The organism is Emticicia oligotrophica DSM 17448, from assembly GCF_000263195.1.
Classification (GTDB): domain Bacteria; phylum Bacteroidota; class Bacteroidia; order Cytophagales; family Spirosomataceae; genus Emticicia; species Emticicia oligotrophica.
Genome location: NC_018748.1, coordinates 3,250,028 through 3,269,628 on the forward strand (window position 1 = coordinate 3,250,028; position 19,601 = coordinate 3,269,628).

19 protein-coding genes are annotated in these 19,601 nt (G+C 34.4%); 6 read left to right on the forward strand and 13 right to left on the reverse strand.

Annotation, left to right across the window (positions count from 1 at the left end; translation table 11 throughout):
* Window positions 1–81 precede the first annotated feature (81 nt).
* Window positions 82–1,014 carry a T9SS type B sorting domain-containing protein gene (locus EMTOL_RS13465; protein WP_015029851.1) on the forward strand — a complete coding sequence of 311 codons (933 nt, stop codon included), beginning with the start codon at window positions 82–84 and terminating at the stop codon, window positions 1,012–1,014.
* A gap of 242 nt (window positions 1,015–1,256) precedes the next feature.
* On the opposite strand, the gene EMTOL_RS13470 is transcribed toward EMTOL_RS13465, so the two are convergent.
* From EMTOL_RS13470 to EMTOL_RS13485, 4 genes are all read right to left on the reverse strand, one after another.
* Window positions 1,257–2,468 (reverse strand): MFS transporter, encoded by a 1,212-nt coding sequence (locus tag EMTOL_RS13470; RefSeq protein WP_015029852.1) that lies wholly within the window; start codon window positions 2,466–2,468, stop codon window positions 1,257–1,259.
* Window positions 2,469–2,633: 165 nt separating this feature from the next.
* Window positions 2,634–2,915, reverse strand: a complete 282-nt coding sequence (locus EMTOL_RS21835; protein ID WP_052315389.1) for a VanZ family protein — start codon at window positions 2,913–2,915, stop codon at window positions 2,634–2,636.
* 46 nt (window positions 2,916–2,961) lie between these two features.
* Window positions 2,962–4,383 carry a pyridoxal phosphate-dependent decarboxylase family protein gene (locus tag EMTOL_RS13480; RefSeq protein ID WP_015029854.1) on the reverse strand — a complete coding sequence of 474 codons (1,422 nt, stop codon included), beginning with the start codon at window positions 4,381–4,383 and terminating at the stop codon, window positions 2,962–2,964.
* Between the two features lie 9 nt (window positions 4,384–4,392).
* The gene (locus EMTOL_RS13485; RefSeq protein ID WP_015029855.1) at window positions 4,393–5,139 is read right to left on the reverse strand and encodes a hypothetical protein; all 747 of its coding nucleotides are present in this window, start codon (window positions 5,137–5,139) and stop codon (window positions 4,393–4,395) included.
* 173 nt (window positions 5,140–5,312) lie between these two features.
* On the opposite strand from EMTOL_RS13485, the gene EMTOL_RS13490 reads away from it, so the two are divergent.
* Entirely contained in the window at window positions 5,313–6,203 is an 891-nt protein-coding gene (locus EMTOL_RS13490) for a LysR family transcriptional regulator (RefSeq protein WP_015029856.1), read from the forward strand.
* A gap of 249 nt (window positions 6,204–6,452) precedes the next feature.
* On the opposite strand, the gene hisC is transcribed toward EMTOL_RS13490, so the two are convergent.
* The gene (hisC, locus tag EMTOL_RS13495) at window positions 6,453–7,499 is read right to left on the reverse strand and encodes a histidinol-phosphate transaminase (protein WP_015029857.1); all 1,047 of its coding nucleotides are present in this window, start codon (window positions 7,497–7,499) and stop codon (window positions 6,453–6,455) included.
* A 104-nt stretch (window positions 7,500–7,603) separates the two neighbouring features.
* Here hisC and hemF point away from each other — a divergent pair, with 104 nt between their 5' ends.
* Window positions 7,604–8,500, forward strand: a complete 897-nt coding sequence (gene hemF, locus EMTOL_RS13500; RefSeq protein ID WP_041694132.1) for an oxygen-dependent coproporphyrinogen oxidase — start codon at window positions 7,604–7,606, stop codon at window positions 8,498–8,500.
* Between the two features lie 96 nt (window positions 8,501–8,596).
* Here hemF and EMTOL_RS13505 read toward each other — a convergent pair whose 3' ends face one another.
* Complete coding sequence (locus EMTOL_RS13505; RefSeq protein WP_015029859.1) at window positions 8,597–9,457, reverse strand: glycoside hydrolase family 16 protein; 861 nt, start codon at window positions 9,455–9,457, stop codon at window positions 8,597–8,599.
* Window positions 9,458–9,484: 27 nt separating this feature from the next.
* Window positions 9,485–10,516 (reverse strand): LacI family DNA-binding transcriptional regulator, encoded by a 1,032-nt coding sequence (locus EMTOL_RS13510; RefSeq protein ID WP_015029860.1) that lies wholly within the window; start codon window positions 10,514–10,516, stop codon window positions 9,485–9,487.
* A gap of 145 nt (window positions 10,517–10,661) precedes the next feature.
* On the opposite strand from EMTOL_RS13510, the gene EMTOL_RS13515 reads away from it, so the two are divergent.
* A complete protein-coding gene (locus tag EMTOL_RS13515) occupies window positions 10,662–11,699 on the forward strand; it encodes a DUF4249 domain-containing protein (RefSeq protein ID WP_015029861.1) in 1,038 nt (345 codons plus the stop codon).
* An 85-nt stretch (window positions 11,700–11,784) separates the two neighbouring features.
* On the opposite strand, the gene EMTOL_RS13520 is transcribed toward EMTOL_RS13515, so the two are convergent.
* Window positions 11,785–12,366 carry a hypothetical protein gene (locus tag EMTOL_RS13520; RefSeq protein ID WP_015029862.1) on the reverse strand — a complete coding sequence of 194 codons (582 nt, stop codon included), beginning with the start codon at window positions 12,364–12,366 and terminating at the stop codon, window positions 11,785–11,787.
* Between the two features lie 212 nt (window positions 12,367–12,578).
* Between EMTOL_RS13520 and htpG the strand changes: the two genes are divergently transcribed.
* Complete coding sequence (htpG, locus tag EMTOL_RS13525; protein ID WP_015029863.1) at window positions 12,579–14,387, forward strand: molecular chaperone HtpG; 1,809 nt, start codon at window positions 12,579–12,581, stop codon at window positions 14,385–14,387.
* A gap of 70 nt (window positions 14,388–14,457) precedes the next feature.
* Here the strand turns inward: htpG and bshA are convergent, their stop codons facing one another.
* Window positions 14,458–15,594: an N-acetyl-alpha-D-glucosaminyl L-malate synthase BshA gene (gene bshA / locus EMTOL_RS13530; protein WP_015029864.1), complete on the reverse strand. Its 1,137-nt coding sequence runs from the start codon at window positions 15,592–15,594 to the stop codon at window positions 14,458–14,460.
* 458 nt (window positions 15,595–16,052) lie between these two features.
* Here bshA and EMTOL_RS13535 point away from each other — a divergent pair, with 458 nt between their 5' ends.
* Window positions 16,053–16,916, forward strand: coding sequence for a geranylgeranylglycerol-phosphate geranylgeranyltransferase (locus EMTOL_RS13535; RefSeq protein ID WP_015029865.1), 864 nt, complete (start codon window positions 16,053–16,055; stop codon window positions 16,914–16,916).
* Window positions 16,917–16,970: 54 nt separating this feature from the next.
* Here the strand turns inward: EMTOL_RS13535 and EMTOL_RS13540 are convergent, their stop codons facing one another.
* The 4 genes from EMTOL_RS13540 to EMTOL_RS13555 form a co-directional block, all read right to left on the reverse strand.
* Window positions 16,971–17,312: a DUF2853 family protein gene (locus EMTOL_RS13540; RefSeq protein WP_015029866.1), complete on the reverse strand. Its 342-nt coding sequence runs from the start codon at window positions 17,310–17,312 to the stop codon at window positions 16,971–16,973.
* Window positions 17,313–17,467: 155 nt separating this feature from the next.
* Complete coding sequence (locus EMTOL_RS13545; protein WP_015029867.1) at window positions 17,468–18,571, reverse strand: D-TA family PLP-dependent enzyme; 1,104 nt, start codon at window positions 18,569–18,571, stop codon at window positions 17,468–17,470.
* 67 nt (window positions 18,572–18,638) lie between these two features.
* Window positions 18,639–19,028: an SMU1112c/YaeR family gloxylase I-like metalloprotein gene (gene gloA2, locus EMTOL_RS13550; RefSeq protein WP_015029868.1), complete on the reverse strand. Its 390-nt coding sequence runs from the start codon at window positions 19,026–19,028 to the stop codon at window positions 18,639–18,641.
* A gap of 55 nt (window positions 19,029–19,083) precedes the next feature.
* Entirely contained in the window at window positions 19,084–19,545 is a 462-nt protein-coding gene (locus EMTOL_RS13555; protein WP_015029869.1) for a RidA family protein, read from the reverse strand.
* Between the last annotated feature and the right edge of the window lie 56 nt (window positions 19,546–19,601).

Here is a 19,601-nt window from a genome sequence, read left to right on the forward strand (position 1 = left end):
ATAATACTTTCAACAAAAGTATACTTGAAAATACTTCAGTTTTTATACTGTTTTTTTATTATAATTAAATTAAATATCAATATGAAGAACGTGTTGTTTATTGTTTTAGCGTTTGTTTTTACAATAAAAGTGTGTTATTCGCAAGTGCCTGAGCCTATATCGGTTGGTTTTGCTTCTGTATCAACCCTAGATTGGAAAAAGATTCTGATTAATGTAATACGAACAGACAATATAAACGTAACTAAATATATTTACTTTAGGGCTGAAGATAATTCAAACGATTATAAAGAAATTGGGCGTTCTAATTCAAATTCATTTACAGATATTAATGTGGATGTTAATAGTCGGTCGTATTGTTATAAAGTTAGCTATATAGATAACAATGGGAAGCAAGCAGAATTATCTGAGCCATTTTGCAGTATTTATCTTTCTAATGAAAATGCAAATATTATTAAATGGACACCTTTCTCTAAATTAAAAGATGCAGAACCTGTAGAATATTATGTTGATATTGTTAATAATAATGGTTCGATAAATCGTAAGACTTTGTTCAAAACAAACGAACTATCAGCTACATTTAATAAAATTGATAGATTAGAACAAGAATTTGATATGTATGATGAAGCAAAAGTAAGAATCAGAGCAATTCAACCAACCTCTTTCAAAGTTGCTGGTATACCGTATGTAAACCTTCCTCTTGAGGTTTATTCAAATATTCTGACAATTAAACCGGCTCCATCTATTTTTCTCCCGACTGCCTTTACACCAAATGGAGACGGAATGAATGATGAGTTTTTAGCACAAGGAAAAGGCATTGTAGAATTTGAAATGGTAATCTATGATAAATGGGGAGGTATTATTTTTGAAAGTAAGGATATTACTCAAGGTTGGAGGGGTCTGCAACCAGATAATGATACACCCAGTATGATGGGTAATTATATTTATAAAGTAAAAGCGAAAAATAAACACGACAAAACCATTGAAAAGACTGGAGTTGTATCATTAATTAGATGATTTTTCGTTGATATTACAACTGAAAAGTATTTAAATTGTAATTCAGAAACAAAAATATAGAATAATAATATTGGGAATTGTAAAGTTACGTTCACAAAAAATGGCACACTGATTCTCGCTGAAAATGTAAAAATATCTGTGAAAATTAGCTTTGATAAATCTAAAATCTTTGTGGTTTAAAATTTAAAACAACAACTTTTTTATTCCTAAAAATTTGAATAAAACTAAATTCATAATCATAGCTATTCATCAACAAATGATAGATCACGACAAAAATCCTCTTTTATTTTTGAAATAGCCCATAAGGCAGCACAAAAGAAAATGAAGTCAAGAATAAAAACACTCATGAGTAAATCCTTAACAATTAAGTTTAGTATTGGGATTATAAGCGAAAATAAGAAAACCGATGCACGGCCTGCTCCAAATACTAAGGTTGTAGCCAATGCACGAATATTTGTTCCAAACTGTTCAATAGTTAGAGCCAAAAGCTCGAATTGATAAGTTACGAAGATTCCAAAAAGGAAATTAATTATTAAAAAACTATGAATGCTGGTAGGCTTGATAAAAGCGTAAATAGAAGCAAGGATGAGTAACAAAGTAATACAAAGTGTAATTGCTTTCTTTCTACTTTTGATTTTCTTGCTAAGTAAACTGATGAAAATGAGGCCTAATCCACCACCAATAGAAAAAAATAATAGGCTTTGTCCTGCACTTACTTTCAATTCTTTAAAATAAGTGGTTCCAACAAAAATCGAAGATGCTGTTACTAAGTAGCTTGGTAAGATACAAATAATTAAATAATAAATTTTGCGTTTCCGAAGTAAAGGAAGAATTAGCGATTTTTTTAATTGATTTTTTAACTGATTACTTTTTAAAAAAATATCCGATTCGAAGGTAGAGAATCTAAAAAACATAATTAAAAGTCCCAATAATCCACCCATGATGTAAAGAGTACGCCAGTGAAATGATTTCGCTAAAATACTCAGGAGAAACATGCCCATAAAACCACAAAATGCGATGAAGATAATTAGAAATGTACGTTTCTCTCGCGAGAAAATTTCGCAGATTAACACTAATCCGATTCCCAATTCAGAGGCTACACCTAGCCCAACTACGAATCGTAAAACTTGAAAAAGATAATAATTATGTACTAAACCACTAAGGAAAGTTGCTACAGAGTATGTACCTACTGAAATGAAAAGCATAGCCATCCTTCCTCTTCTATCAGCAAGAGAACCAAATAGAATTACTCCCAAAAATATACCAACATGCTGAATAATGAGTAATGTACTATTAGCCGAAGCTAACTGTGCTTCAGCAATTCCAAAATCTAAAAATGGCTCTTTTTTAAATACGTAGGTTAGGTTTACACAAAAAACATTTCCAAGATAACCCAAGCCTGCTGTTAATAAAGTAAGATGCCTTGGCATTAAACCTATTTTTTCCAGCTTCACAGATTTAAAATTTAAGTTAACTTGATTGTAAGTAAACACTGTATTCTGGCTACTAAAAGTGACCTGTTTTATAATAGCTGAAAGATGTTAGAAGTTTAATTCTAAATCGTCAATCAAATTTATACAAAAAATGTGTGAGTCTAGGTGAATTACCTTTAAGATTTTTTAGATTTTTTCAGTAGAAATAAATTTGGCTGTAAAAAAATACAATAATAGGCCAATCAAAACACCAATACTATCAGCAAGAGCATCGTACCAATCAAAGTTACGATGAAACGATTGTGGTAAAATACCTTGCCAGAACTCGATAAAAATGCCATACAAAATGCCAATAATAAGTGTTTTTGCATATTGTCGAAAAACAAATTGATGGCAAAATGCCCAGCCTGCAAACACAATAAAATGAGCACTTTTATCATTTCCTTTGGGTAGTTGCTCACTAGGCATTGAGCATAAGATAAAAATAATGAGTGTGATGCAAAAAGCTAAATATCTATTGCTGAGCAATTTGTTTACTAATTCTTTCAATTTCATCTAATAGTGCAACTAAGTGTTTTTCTGAAGTTAGCGGATTCATTAACGAGACACGAAGATAAAGATTTTCTCTTAAAGTAGTTTGTACTATATAGAATTTCCCTTCTTGAAGTAATTGTTTTCTGATGGCTGAGTTAATAACATTTGACTCTTGATTAGGTAAAATAATTCTGAAACAAACGATATTGCTTTCGGGCTCAACGGCAAGTTCAAAATTAGGTCTGGCTTTAATTAGTGCCACAAACTTTTCAGCTAAACCATGTAAATAATCTACATTTTCTGTAAATATTTCTTCCCCATGAGCTTTCAAGATTGAATAGACTTTTAGGCTCATCATGAGTTTGGTACATTCAAACGTACGTTTCCCCGAATTAAACCAATCTTTTGAATATTGATTTGCCCAAAGATATTGAGCTTTTTGCTGGAAAGTTTTGAAAGAATCTTCATCACGTTTGAAGATAAGTGCAGTGGTTAATGCTGGTGTCATGAGCATTTTATGCCAATCAATAACAACTGAGTCAGCGTTTTCAATACCTTTAACTTTATATTTGTATTTTTCTGAGAAAACTACCGCACCGCCGTGTGCTCCATCAACATGAAACCAGAGTTGATGTTTTTGAGCAAATTTTCCTATTTCTTCCAAATTATCATAGCTTCCAGACGAAGTTGAGCAAGCACTTCCCACGACACAAATTACTTTAAAGCCATTATTGGTTGCTTCTTGATAGTATTTTTCCAATAAATCGGTTCTAATTTGTAGACGGTCGTTGGTGGGTACTTTTATAATGCCTGCATTACCCATTCCCATAATTCGAGCAGCTCTATCAATGCAATAATGTGCTTCTTCCGAAACCATAACGGCTAGTTTATCGGTGTTGCCTTCTTCCCAAACATCAGTTTTGGCTGCTCGGGCAGTAAGTAGAGCGGTTAGGTTTGCGAGTGTACCGCCTGAAGTAAGTAAACCACCTGAATTTTTATCAAAACCGATTTTCTTTGCTAATAATTCTGATAATATTCGTTCGAGTGGATTTGAAACCAAGCCCATTTCATAAACAGCCATACCATTATTAAGCATTCCCGAAAGCATACTTGCAATAGCAGTGATGGGTAATGGTGGTGTAACTTGGTGACCCATGTATTGTGGGTGATGCAAGTGTGTAGATTGCTCAATTACTGTTTTGAAGAAATCTTCAACATTTTCTTGTCCTTTTTCGTAATCAGTTTGCCAAAAGCTAAATGATTCGTCGGGTTCTTTATAAGGAATCACATGCTGGAGGTCTTGATTTTGAGCTGATTCTAGATAATCAGCCAATAAATCAACTAGTGAGTGAGCTTGTTGGCGAAAGTTTTCTGATGAAAAGGCTTGTTGAAGTTTTTTCATAATGTTTTTTTAGAAATCAAAGTTTAAGCCAATATTCCAGTTAAAATCGCTTTGGGGTTTTGTGATAAGCGGTTTTACTGCTTGCATTGAAATTGAAATCGGTAGATTTTTAAACGACCAAATTGCAATTCCAGATACAAAAAGACCATTAAAAGGAATACTATTATCAATAAAAAATAAATTAGGGCGAAGTGTCAATTTTAAATCTTTGTTTATACGAATCTTATTGATACTCGCTGAAAGACTGTAGAAATAACCATATTTTACAGCATCAATATCCATACCTTTAGTATACCAGCACAATGCTTGTATGCTTGCATTTTCAGCTACTTTATAGCTAACTGCACCTTCAAACTCTAAGTATTTATTGGCTCTTTGCACTTCAAAAGTTTGGGCATTTTCGGTAATACTTGTTCGTTTGAAAAATAAAGACCAGTTTAACCCAGTTCGAAAAGTAAATTTATTACTTGGAAATTGTACTCTCAACCAGCTATTCGAAACCCACGGCTTACCATCAATTCCATAATTGAAAGCTGGAGAAAACGAAAAATTCCCTTTTCTGATAGAAAAACTAGTCATTAGTGCAGGTTTTCCTAAAGCAAATGCGGGTACTGGTGAAATACCATTGTTCGTAAGTTGGATATTCCCTGAAATCTGAATAGGATTTTTCTGGGTTTGAACAGAATCAGTCTTTTCTTCAGAAAACGCATTAAAAGTAATAAAACAAGCTAAGTAAATAAATAAAAATGATTTCATTTTGTTTGTTGAGAAAGTGTAATGAAGTGAATAAGCAATATTATTTGTCGGAATCTTTCATCGCATAACTGATATTTAATACTACTATTTGTTTTCATTTGCAAAACAATCACTTATTTTTGATAACAAAAAATACTTAATTTTGATTATTTGATGCTTAAAATGAATTATTGATGGATTTTCGAACAATTGAACATTTTTTAAAACTTACGGAAACGCTAAATTTTAGAAAAGCAGCAGAGGATATATATATTGCTCAACCAGCCTTGAGCCGTCAGATAATGGCTTTAGAAGAAGAATTAGGGGTTGTATTATTTGACCGAAACAAGCGAAATGTGGCACTGACACCCGCAGGTGAATATTTTAAGGAAGAATGTGAAAGAATTTTAGAAGATTTTGAGCGAGTAAAACAACGTACTTTTCAAGTCCATAAAGGCGAGGGTGGAGAAATTAAAATTGCCCATTCGAGTTCCTCGATGCAGTTTTTATTACCGAATATTTTGGCAAAAATTCAAGCAGAAATGCCTTTGATGAAGACTATTTTGAATGAAACAACCAATATTTATGGCATTAATGCACTGATTAATCGAACCATGGATGTTACTTTTGGGCCGAATATGATTGTGCCGAAAGAACTAAATACACGTACAATTTACGTAGAAAATTTTGTGCTTATTTTACCACAAAATCACCATTTGAATACCAATAATTTTGAGTCATTGGCACAAGTGGCCGACGAAAATTTTATTTTACCGCCAAGAAGTGAAAGCTCAGGATACGTTGAAAGTCTAGAAGCTTTGTGCCAATCGTATGGGTTTATTCCCAAAGTAGCTTATCAATCAGGTAATTCAAATACTGTTTTGAGGTTGGTTGAAGCTGGCGTAGGTATTTCGATTGAACCCAAATCTGCTTTGAGTGGACAAAATATGAACGTTAAATACATCGAATTAAGTAATATTCCTACCAAAGCAGCCATGTTGATGGTTTGGCTTCGTGGAAGAGAAAAAGACTTAAAGCCATTTTTTGAAATTGTCGATAAAGTAATGGCGACCTTTAAGATTTGACATTTATTTTATGTAGATGTCAAATCTTGAAGGTCTATGCTTAACTTTAATTTGTGATTAAAATGAATGAATTTGCCCTAGAGGGGTTTCATATTGGTAGAAATATATGTTAGAATCTTCTCCAATGCCCCATCGGGGCGAACGATAGGGCTTTAAAGAAGGTTACATTATTTAACTCCTAAGGAGTATTTATTAGTTTTTACTTATTGACCATGAGAGCTTTATGTAATCTTCAAGCTCATTTTATGCTTAGTATTTTTTCAAAGCCTTCAATAATATGTCATTTTCTTTACGAGTACCTACCGAGATTCGAATACAATTATCACAAAGCAATACATTCGAACGTAGTCGAGTAATGATTTTTTGCTCAATTAAATAGTGAAAAATCTGATTTGCTTCAGTGAATTTTACCAAAAGTTGATTTGAATCTGATGGATAAATGTGTTGAACGATGCTCAAATCTGTCAGTTTTTTATGTAGGCGTTCACGCTCTTTCAAAATTTGTTTGACATACTTATCTTTCTTTTCTTCTTTGCCTAAAGCGGCATAAAGTAGCTTTTGCGTTACGCCATTGAGGTTATAAGGATATTTGATTTTATTTAAAACCTTGATAATTTCTTCAGAGGCAAAACCCATACCCAAACGTAAAGCGGCTAATCCCCAAGCTTTTGAGAATGTTTGCATAACCACTAAGTTTGGATAAGTATCGAGCAATTGGGTGAAAGATTCTTCGGTAGCAAAATCAATATAAGCTTCATCTACAACTACTAAACCTGTCTTGAAATTATCTAAGATATGCAAAATAGAAGCTCGCTCAATGATATTTCCAGATGGATTATTGGGCGAACAAATCCAAATAATTTTAGTATTTGCATCAGCCGTTTCTAATACTTTTTTCGTATCTACTTGAAAATCAGGCGTAAGTGGAACTTGTTTTACATCCACGTTTTGTACATCAGCACAAACCTTATACATGCCGTATGTGGGTGGTAAAATCAGAATATTATCTTGTTTTGGTTCGCAAGTAGCACGGATAATTAAATCAATCGCCTCATCAGAACCATTACCCAAGAATATTTGGCCCGGGCGTACTTTTTTAATTTTAGCTAATTTTTCTTTTACTACTGCTTGGTAAGGGTCTGGGTAACGATTGTATTTTCCAGAAATCACCGAACCAAAAGGATTTTCGTTGGCATCTAAAAATGTACCTTCTGAACCCGAGTATTCATCACGAGCAGAAGAGTAGGGTGTAAGCGAAAGAATATGTGGACGAATGACTTTATCTAATGAAAACATAAGCTAAATAAATAATTTAAGATTGATATATGGCAAATTTTAAGAATAATTGCCTCGCTAAAGATTTACTTTCTAACTTTGTTACAAAATTTCAAAAGAATATTATGTTATCCAAAGAAAATATTGCCGAATACTTCCAAACACTTCAAGATAATATTTGTCAGGCCCTTGAAATGACCGATGGGAAAGGGAAATTTCAAGAAGATAAATGGGAACACCACAGTGGTGGTGGCGGACGTACACGTGTGATTACAGGTGGAAATATCATTGAAAAAGGTGGTGTTAATTTCTCATCAGTGCAAGGACAGACTTCGGAAGCCTTACAAAAGCAACTAAAACTCGAGGAAAAAGCCGATTATTTCGCTACTGGCGTAAGTATCGTTCAACATCCTGTGAGTCCGATGGTGCCTATTATTCACATGAATGTTCGTTATTTCGAAATGTCAAATGGTATCTCGTGGTTTGGTGGAGGAATTGACTTAACGCCACATTATGTGGTTGATGAAGATGCACGTTGGTTTCATGAGCAATTGAAAAATGTTTGTGATAAGCACGATGCCGAAGCCTACAAAAAATATAAAGAATGGGCCGATAATTATTTCTATATTCCGCATCGTCAAGAAACAAGAGGTGTTGGCGGTATTTTTTTTGATTATTTGAAACCGCAAAGTGTCGAGGAAAAATCCAAAATCTTTGATTTTGTGAAGTCGGTAGGAGAGAGTTTTGCTCCAATATACACCCATTTGATGGCCAAAAATGCCCAAATCCCTTTTATTGAAGAGCACAAAACTTGGCAAATGCTTCGCCGTGGACGCTATGTTGAGTTTAATTTGGCATGGGATAGAGGAACAAAATTCGGACTCGAAACCAATGGCCGAACAGAATCAATTTTGATGAGTTTGCCTCCTGTGGCCAATTGGGTTTATGATTATAAACCCGAAGCAAATAGTTTAGAAGAACGAACTTTGAGCCTTTTGAAAAAAGGAATCGATTGGATATGAGTTGGTTGGATTAGTGTTGGTTTGAAATAAAAGCCCTTCAAAATTCGTATTTGAAGGGCTTTTCTATGAGATTATTAATTTGTGCATTGAAAAATACTACTTCACTGCAGGATAAACTCTTACATAATCTACTTCCATTCGTTGAGGGAAAATGCTATCGTCAATACCTTTTTGGCCACCCCAACCACCACCAATGGCAATATTTAGTAAAATATGGAATTTTTTATCGAAAGGCCATTCTTTCCAATCATTGCTTGGTCGATTAAAGGTGAAGTAAGGTTTACCATCAAGTTCAATAGTAATTTTATCAGGCAACCACTCGCAGGCATACACATGGAAATTATCAGAGACGTCGCTTTCTGCCATAATATTATTGCCTTTATTAGTACCTATTGAGTGGTTGAATGCTTTAGTATGAATATTGCCATGAATTCTGTTTTGGTCGAAACCTACGTGCTCAATGATGTCAATTTCACCATTATCAGGCCAATAACTTGCCCCATAACTTTGTTCAGTGGCGAGCATCCAAGCTGCTGGCCAAGTGCCACGTCCTTTGGGTAATTTTGCTTTTATTTCAATTCGACCATAGAGAAAATCTCCTTTACCTTTACTAACTAAACGAGCCGAGGTATAATCATTATTTTCGTATTTTTCTTTAATTGCTTCAATGATTAGCTTACCATCTTCAACTCGGGCATTTTTTAGGTCTTTCGTATAATATTGTTTTTCTTGGTTTCCCCAACCATGTCCACCAATATCATAACCCCATTTTTTTGAGTCGGGTGCACCCGTATAGTCAAATTCATCAGCCCAAATTGGAGTTGATTTATCTATTTTATACTCAGTTATTGGGTTTTGTGAGGGAAAGATAATAGCATCTTCATTTGGTTTTGTTTGACAAGCTACATAGAGCGACATAACTAAAGTCGAGCTTGCAAGTAAGATTGTTTTTTGCATTATTTTGTTAGGTTGAATTTTCTCAAATTAATATTTCTTCGATGACTCCCGAATAATGAGTTTTGTAGGTAAAACTCTGCTACTGAGTAATTTATTGTTTAATTGGCTTAAGAGAAGGTCGGATGCGGTTAGTCCAATGGCTCTACTTTGGCGTTGAACCGAACTAAGTGGTGGAAATAAGTATTGTGCAATGGGCGAATCATCGAATCCAATAAGAGCGATTTCTTGCGGAATCTTAATATTTCGTTCTCTGATTACCGACATCGCACCTATACATACGTGGTCGTTTACACCAAAAATAGCATCTGGTTTTTCGGCTAAATCAAGCAATGATTGGGTTGGCTCAATAGCACTTTCCACTTCGAAATTTGTCGTAAGAATTAGATTTTCATTCACTTCCAAATCATGTTTTAATAAACAATCACGATACCCATTAAATCTTAGTTCAGAAACCGTCATTCCTTTAGGACCACGCAGGTGAGCAATTCTTCGACAACCAATTTCTATTAGGTGTTGGGTGGCCATAAATGCACCTTCATAGTCATCTACTGTTACGCCCGTACCAGTTGTGCCGTCATATTTCCTATCTATGTAAACGAGCGGGATATTTCGTTTTGTAATGTTCTCAATGTGTTCATAATGCCCTTCATCGTATGTTTCTTGTGAGACAGACAAGAAGATACCATCAACACGATTGGCCAATAAGCGTTCGATGTATTGTTTTTCGAGGGAATAACTTTCGTTAGTTACACAAATATTGAGTAAATATCCAAGCGGCTGAAAAACAGATTGGAGTCCCTCAAGCATAGATGATTCGTGAAAGTGATTGATATTGGGTAAAATTACCCCCAAAGTTTTAGATGACTTGTTGAGCAAGCTCAACGAAATAATATTTCGCTGATACCCCATTCTTTGAGCATACTCTTGAATAGTCTTCCGAGTCTCCTCATTAATCACAGGATTATCGTTTAGTGCTCTCGAAACCGTTGATGGTGAGCATTTAAACTTACGGGCAATATCTTTAATTGTGATTATTTGAGAATTATCTTTCACAGGCATTTAATAAGAGTGGTACGCAAAGTTATATTTTTGGAGCATATTTTTAATGAAATTTAATTTTAAACGCTCAAAAAATGAAAAAAGTATCTGTATTTTTGTTTGAAAAGTTATTACTATACAAGAAAGCTAAGCAATTAGGATTCCGATGTTTAAGAAAATAACATTCATATTGGTTTTGTGTTGGCTAGCGGCTTGTGTTGAACCTTTTAAAACACTTTCGGGTAAATCTCTTGAAAAACTGGTCATCGAAGCTACATTGACCGATGAAGATATTCCACAAAAAATACGAATTTCAAAGTCGATAGATAAAGATGATGTTTCTTTTAGCGAAGGAGTAGATGATTTACAGGTAAAACTAATTGTCAATCAGAAAGAAAGTTTTTTGTTTGAAGCAGTGGGAAATGGTTTTTATTCACTTCCATCTTCTTTTAGAGCCAAAGCCGGAAATATTTATCAATTAATCTTCCAGAAGACAGATGGTACTAAATATCAATCGAACGAACAAATAATGCCACAGCCAATTGAGAAAAGTAAGTTTCATGATTTGTTTTCAAGTAGGGGGATAGAACAGGGTGGCAAGCAGATACCAAGCAATGATGTTTATGCCGATTTTCAAGATTCTCCCACCGAGAAAAATTATTATACATGGTCGTGGAAACTTTGGGAACGTCAGTTTGTATGTCATACTGAGTATTCGGTTGATTATTACTGTAATCAGAATTGTTGGGAAATCATACCGAATCCTACTTGGAATATTTACAGCGATGAATATTCTAATGGGAAGCTGGTTTCTAATAAGTTGATTGCTCAAATTCCTTATTATCAAACTTTAGGTGCATTGCTCGAAATCAAGCAATTGAGTATTACCGAAGATGCCTATAAATTTTTAAAAATGCTCGCTGACCAAGCCGAACGTACAGGTACTTTGGTTGATACTCCACCAGCTGCAATAATAGGTAATGTGAAAAACTTGACTAAAAAGGAAGAGCCAGTTGCTGGATTTTTTATGGTTGGAAGTGCTAATACAGTAAATTATTGGTTAGATAGAAAAAATGTTCCAATAAATATTTCTCCCATTGGATTGTTAGGTCGAAAACCCAATCCAAACAATTTCGGTGCTACATTTGCCTGCATTGAAGGTCCTACTCGTACTCCTCAAAAACCTAAGGGTTGGGTTGATTGAAATTCTTAAAAAAAACTGTGGCACACCTATAAGGTGTGCCACAGTTCGCTTTTCAAAAGCCATTAGTTCAATATGTAGCCTCAAACTATTCTTTTTTCAAACCTCCACCAAAGAAAATCCCCATTTTGATAGTAAGGTGATTTTGATTGAGGTCAATTTTCTGCCCATCAATTAAATTTCGTTGTCCAAAAATAAAATTATAATCAGCCGAAAGTCTGAAATGCCATAAATCAATGCCGAAACGAGGAGAAATACCAAATTTGCCACCACGGGCTAATTCTGGGTAATTATCACCCACGTTATAAGAAGCCGCAGTTGGGCGGAAAAGCCCGAGCCCTAAGCCCATGGTTGGACGAAAATGAGAATCACCAAAATGATAGTCGGAAATAGCTAAAAATGAACTAACCCAACCTAATGAGCCGCCTGATTCGCCAGAATTATTAACTTTTAATCTACCAAGTACGGTACCTTCTATACGCATACCCACCGATACATTATCATTTATCAAATACTTGGGTTCGGTATAAATTCCTAGGCCAAAACCATAGTTTTTAGGTCGTGCATAATGCATGCCAATATCCCATCTGAAAGGTGTATGATATTCTGCTTGTGCGAAAGAGTCAGATAAAATCAAAAGAAAGGCATAAATAAAGAGGAGTTTTTTCACGGTATTAATGTGGTTTTAAATGTATGCTAATTCATCGAATAAACAGGCTTTTCTATTGAATTAGTATATTTAACAAACTATATTTTTTTGTATGCTGACAATCTGTCAGTTTTTTAGGGTTTGGAACAGCCTTTGATAAGTAGGTTTTGACGACTTTCAAAAAAGACGGCGATTTTAATTATTCACTTTACATTATTCATTAAAAATATATTATGGTAGCTGAAAAAGGGACAATTTCGATTAACACGGAAAATATTTTTCCAATCATTAAAAAATTTCTTTATTCTGACCACGAAATCTTCTTGCGTGAATTGGTTTCAAACGCTGTGGATGCCACACAAAAGCTGAAGAAGTTAAGCTCAATGGGCGAGTTTAATGGTGAATTAGGTGATTTAACTATCAAAGTTTCAGTTGATAAAGAAGCCAAAACCATTACAATTTCTGACAAAGGTATCGGTATGAGTGCCGAAGATATAAAGAAATATATCAATCAAATTGCATTTTCAGGAGCGAAGGAATTCTTAGAAAAATACAAAGATACACCTGATACAAATCAAATTATTGGTCAGTTTGGTTTAGGTTTTTATTCGGCGTTTATGGTAGCAGAGAACGTTGAAATTATTACTAAATCATACCGAGATGATGCACCTGCACGTTGGATTTGTGATGGTAGTACTGAATTTGAGATTACTGATGCTGAAAAGGCTGAACGTGGAACTGACATCATTTTGCACGTAGGTGTAGACTCTGAAGAATTTTTAGATAATTTTAGAATTAGTGGTATTTTAGAAAAATACGCTAAATTCTTGCCAGTTGAAATCGAATTTGATGGTAAAGTAATTAATAATCCAAATCCGATTTGGGTGAAATCACCTTCAGATTTGACAGATGAAGATTATAAATCATTTTATAAAGAGCTTTATCCGTTTGGAGAAGACCCATTATTCTGGATTCACCTCAATGTTGATTATCCATTTAACCTTACGGGCGTTTTGTATTTCCCGAAAATCAAAAAAGATTTCCAACTTAATCGCGATAAAGTACAACTATACAGCCGTCAAGTATTCATTACTGATGATGTGAAAGATGTTGTGCCTGAGTTTTTACAATTATTACATGGTGTAATTGATTCGCCAGATATTCCTTTAAATGTTTCTCGTAGTTATTTGCAAGCTGACGGTAATGTGAAGAAAATCAATTCGCACATTACGAAAAAAGTTGCTGATAAATTACAAGAAATTTTCCGTAATGACCGTGCTGGATTTGAAGAGAAATGGGATAGTGTAGGTTTATTTGTGAAATATGGAATTGTATCAGATGATAAATTCTACGACCGTTCGAAAGAGTTTATTCTTTTGAAAAACGTTGATGGAAAACACTTTACATTAGATGAATACCGTGAAAAGGTTCAAGCTTTACAGACCAATAAAGATGAAAGCGTGGTATTCTTATATGCCAATGATGTAAATCAACAAGATGCTTTCATCGCCACTGCAAAAAAACGTGAGTATGATGTATTGGTAATGGATTCCCCACTTGATTCTCACTTCATCAATGCTTTAGAAGCAAAACTAGAAAAAGTTACTTTCAAACGTGTTGACTCTGATAGTATTGATAAGCTAATTGATAAAGGATTAAATCTTGAAAGTGTATTAAGTGAGGATGAAAAGAAAAAAGTTGAGGAATTGTTTAAAGCAGTGGTTGGTACAAATACAGTTCAATTAGAATCTCTTCCTGCAGATGATATGCCAGTAACAATTGTTCAACCTGAATTTATGCGTCGTTGGAGAGATATGCAACGTATTAGCGGGCAAGGAGATATGTTTGGTATGATGCCAATGAACAATAATGTGGTTATTAACACAAACCATAGTTTAGTTGCCAAATTATTAAAAACTGAAGATTCGACTGCACAAAATGCTCTTACTAAACAATTATATGATTTAGCTCTTTTAGCCCAAGGCATGCTTACTGGAGCAGATTTAACTAAATTTGTTGAGCGTACAGTTGCTGGTTTATAAGATTTAAGGAGTAGGGTTTGAAATGAAAAAGTCCTCATTTGAATTTCTCAAGTGAGGACTTTTGTATTATCTATGCTTCTTGCAAAGTTTTTTGTAGAACTTTTTCATAGTATTGTTCATATTTTGGCACAATGGCAGTTATATCAAACTCTTTAGCTCGAGCTAAAGCATTGGCTTTGAATATGGGTAAGTTTTCGTCTTGCAATATGTAAATGGCATTTTTTACCATATCATCTACATCTCCTACGTTGCTCAAAAAGCCTGTAATCCCTTGAACATTCAATTCTGGTAAACCGCCTGTATTCGACGAAATTACTGGTACTTCACAGGCCATTGCTTCTAGAGCCGCTAAACCAAAACTTTCTTTCTCTGAAGGCATTAAAAACAAATCTGCAACAGATAATACTTCTTCGATGGCATCGAGTTTACCTACAAATCGTACATCGTCACAGATACCCAAATCACGGCTTAACTGTTCCATTGGCCCACGCTCAGGTCCATCACCCACTAAAAGAAGCTTACTTGGAATCTGAGTTTTGAGCTTTGCAAATACCTGCATAATATCTTCGATACGTTTTACACGACGAAAATTTGAAGTATGCACTAAAAGTTTTTCATCATTCGGGCAAATAATACGCTTGAAGTGTTCTTTACGTTGTTTTTTGAAGCGTTCTAAATCAACAAAATTAGGAATTACTTCGATTTCTTTTCTAACCTCAAAAGCATCGTAGGTATCTTTTCTCAAATCTGCCGAAACGGTTGTTACACCATCAGATTCGTTAATACTAAATGTAACAACAGGCTCTAAAGAAGCGTCTTTGCCAACAATCGTTATATCGGTGCCGTGAAGGGTTGTAATGATTGGGATGTTGATGCCATGACATTTAAGGATTTGTTTGGCAAGAAAAGCCGAAGTTGCATGCGGAATAGCGTAGTGCACATGAAGCAAATCGAGCTTTTCATATTTTACTACGTCAACCATTTTACCAGCTAGTGCCGACTCGTAAGGAGGGTACTGAAAAAGAGGATAACTGGCAATATTTACCTCATGGTAAAAAATATTTTCATTGAAAAAATCCAAACGAGCAGGTTGAGTATAGGTAATAAAATGAACTTGATGTCCATTTTTGGCAAGACCTTTTCCGAGTTCTGTTGCAACAACTCCACTCCCACCAAAGGTAGGATAACAAACAATTCCGATTTTCATAGATGCGGTTTTTGTACCTTAGTTTTAGCTTTTAGCTTGAGTAATGAGGGGATTAAACCCCTACTTAATAAGTACAACAAATTTTTTTAGAAAAAGTCTCAAAATGAGGTTAAGGATTTATAAAAGATTTGTTGTAAAGTAATATTAAACATTAATTTGACAATACTTTTTATCAAAACTAAGTTTTTTGCCTTATTTAAGTCTGATTGTCGAATAGGATTAATATTTACAGAGCCTTTTTTTTAAATTACCTTAAGGTACTTAACATATAGCTCTGATGGAGTATGATTTTTACCTAAATTTTTAATTCTACCAATATTTAGTTCCGCTGGAACATTTTCTGAATTTGGTGAATACTCTCTATAACTCTAAGGCAAATATTATCAATTCAATAGTTCTTTTTACTTATTATAAAATTGATTTGTATTTGCTTAAAATATTTTGTAGATTTGGTTAAGATGAATTATAGTCTATTAGAAACATTCAAAGCCTTTTTTAAGCTAATTAGGTTTGTAAATATTTTGATTGTAGTACTTACACAGTATATGGTCAGAATCTTTTTAATCGGACCTAAAGGAAATTGGTTTGATTATCTACTCGATATTAAGCAGTTTTTGCTTGTATTTTCTACTATTTCTATTGCTGCGGCAGGTTATATCATTAATGATTATTTTGATGTAAAGATTGATTTGGTAAACAAACCCAATGAAGTAATTATTGGCAAAATCATTAAGCGTAGGCGGGCAATTCTTATTCACCAAATACTCAATGCAATTGGCTTATTAATTGGTCTTTATTTGAGTTGGAAAGTTTTTTTGATTGATTTTGTAGCTATTTCTGCACTTTGGTTTTATTCTGAACGATTCAAGCGAATGGCTTTTATTGGTAACTTTTTAGTAGCATTCTTAACTGCATTTTCTGTCGTTATTGTGGGGGTATATTACCAGAAAAATATAGAATTAGTAAATGTCTATTCTTTGTTTGCTTTTTCGATTTCCTTGATTCGAGAAATCATTAAAGATATGGAAGATATTAGAGGAGATGCTCGCTATGGGTGTCGTACGTTACCAATCATTTGGGGCTTGCGTCAGACTAAGATTTTACTCTATGTTTTTATTGTTTCTTTTGTAATGATTTTACTATCAATGGCGTATTCGCTAAAAAACCATTATCTACTTTATTTCTTTAGTTTTGGTATTTTTCCATTCAGTTGGTTTGTCTATAAACTTTACTGGGCCGATAAACGACGAGACTTTACGTTTTTGAGTAAGGTTTGTAAAATCATTATGCTCATTGGAGTGGCAAGTATGATTTTTATATAGAAAAAAAGCGATGTAGTGAAAACTACATCGCTCTAATTTATTTAACCAAAAATCTTAGTCATTATAAATATCTTCTTTACCGAATTTTTTGCAAAGTAGTGCATATACATTTGCACGGTATTTATTACGGTTAGAAGTTCCCATTTGTGCCATAACTTCAGCAATTGCCGCATCAAGTTCTGGACCATCAGCCAATCCTAACTTACCTATCAAATAATTATCTTTCACGCGAGCTAACTCTTCAGGGTCTCCGCCTGAAACTTTTGAAGAATCTGCATTATAAATAGATGGTCCTAAGCCTTTAGCTACTTTAGTAATCAATTCTTCACTAAGACCTAATCCTAGTTCATTTGATTGAGCAACGTAAGTTTCGATTGCTTCTGCTAATTTACTCATAAATTTTGTTGATTTTGGGGTTTTTAATCGTGAATGTTGCGTAAATTTTAAATAAAAAACTATATTTTCCAAATATTTTGTTGGCTTTTTTCGTGAAAAATTAACCAATTATAAGTTGAATGTAAATAAAACGATATTCTTAGATAAACCACTCACTAAATGCTAATTTTACGTTTGCGTGCCTCAATATTCCAGATTAGATTAATTTGTTTATTTTCAACTATATAGGCCTCATCATACAAATTTACAGTTGGACAAACGTGAAAGGGTACACCATAAAGCACATCTCCAACTTTTATTGAGTCCCAATCTGCTACTGAAATCACACCATGTTCTTCACTTTGCCCGAGAAGTTCATAATTCTCTAAATTTAAAAATTTGATTCTTTTATCAATTGGATTTTCAGCAGCAACCGCCTTATGACCCATATCAATGGTGATAATGCCACGTTTGGGCTTCGAAATTACACGGGTTAGAATCAATGCAGCGTAATCAAAATTTTGTTCAGAAAGTTTATCGCCATAACCCCAATCCCAAAGAACACAAGTTCCGGGGCTGCAATAGGTTTCTTCACGTAAAGCATGAGAGGTAAAAGCAGGTGTACCACCAGCAATCACCATTGGCTTTGGTAGGCCTGCTGCATCAATCGCTTCGAGAAAATGCTTGACATCAACAAATCCTGCATCACATTCTCTTTTTCGCTCATTAAAATCACTTGCTCGTAAATGCCCATCATAAACATGTAAACCATGTATTTTGATATTGGAAGAATGACTAAGTTTTTGGTATAATTCTAAAATTTTATCATCTAATTCATGACCAGACCTATTCATTCCATTATTTACATCCAAAAACACATCTGCTACTAAACCTACTTGGGCAAACGCTGTATTGTGAGCATCGGCACTATCAGAGCAATCAATTAAAGAAGCAATGAAAACATTAGGAAATTTTTGTCTAAGTTTTATTAAACGTTCAATCTTTGGCCCAACTAATTGGTGGGAAATAATCAGGTATTTAGCACCAGCTGTCGCAGTCATTTCTGCTTCGGCAATCGTTGCACATTTAAATTTACTAATACCCGAATTGAGCATCATTTTTACAATTTCGGGCATTTTATTGGTTTTTACGTGCGTAACTAATCGTTCGGTAGAACCAGCAATGGCAATCATCTTATCGATGTTTTTTTGAACTCTTTCTTTATAAATGAGTAGGGAAGGAGAATCTAATTCTTGTTCATTGTCGATTTTGTACCACATTGTATTTTCGTTGAGCTAGGTATCGCTCGGTTAAGAGTTCTGAATACTAAGTTTATGTTGTAATGATTTACAATTCATAAAATTCGATTGGTAAATCATCGGGGTCGGCAAAGAAAGTGAATTTTTTGCCTGTAAATTCATCAATTCTAATTTCTTCTACCTCAATTCCGTTTGCTTCAATTTCAGCTTTTGCTTGGCCAACATTTTCAACTTCAAATGCCAAATGACGCAATCCGCATGCTTCTGGTCGAGATGGACGGGCGGGTGGATTTGGAAAGGAAAATAGTTCGATAATGTAGTTTTCGCCAATAGCTAAATCTAATTTATAAGAATCACGAGCTTCACGATACACTTCTCTGATAATCTGTAAACCAAGAATTTCGGTGTAAAAATGCTTCGATTTTTGGTAGTCGGAAGCAATAATGGCTATGTGGTGTACTTTATTGATTTTTAACATTTTATATAAAAGCTTATTAAAAGGAAGACTTCCCTTTGAGGGAAGTCTTCCTTATTTATACTAATTCAAACATTGCCTCAATTTCAACTGGAATATTTTCAGGAAGCGAACCAAAGCCAACGGCCGAGCGTACGCCAATGCCATTTTCGGTACCCCATACATTCGCAAAAAGTTCGCTGCAACCATTAATTACATAAGGGTGACGCTCAAAATCAGAAGTACAATTGACCATTCCTAAAACTTTTACTACACGTTTAATGCGGTCAAGACTTCCTAAATTAGCCTTAAGGGTTGAAAGCATGGTTAGTCCAACTTGTTGGGCGGCTAATTTACCTGCTTCAATATCCATATCTTCTCCGATACGGCCAATAATGCGTGAACCATCCATTTGAACTGGACCATGGCCAGAAACATAAATAAAATTATCAACGATTAAGCAAGGTTTATAAACACCCATTGGTTTGGGTGGCGGTGGTAATTCGAGCCCAAGTTTTGCAAAGTTTTCTTCTGCTGTCATTTTTTGTTAATGTAAGTTTTCTGACAAAATTACAGTTTTGTCGTTGTCGATTGATT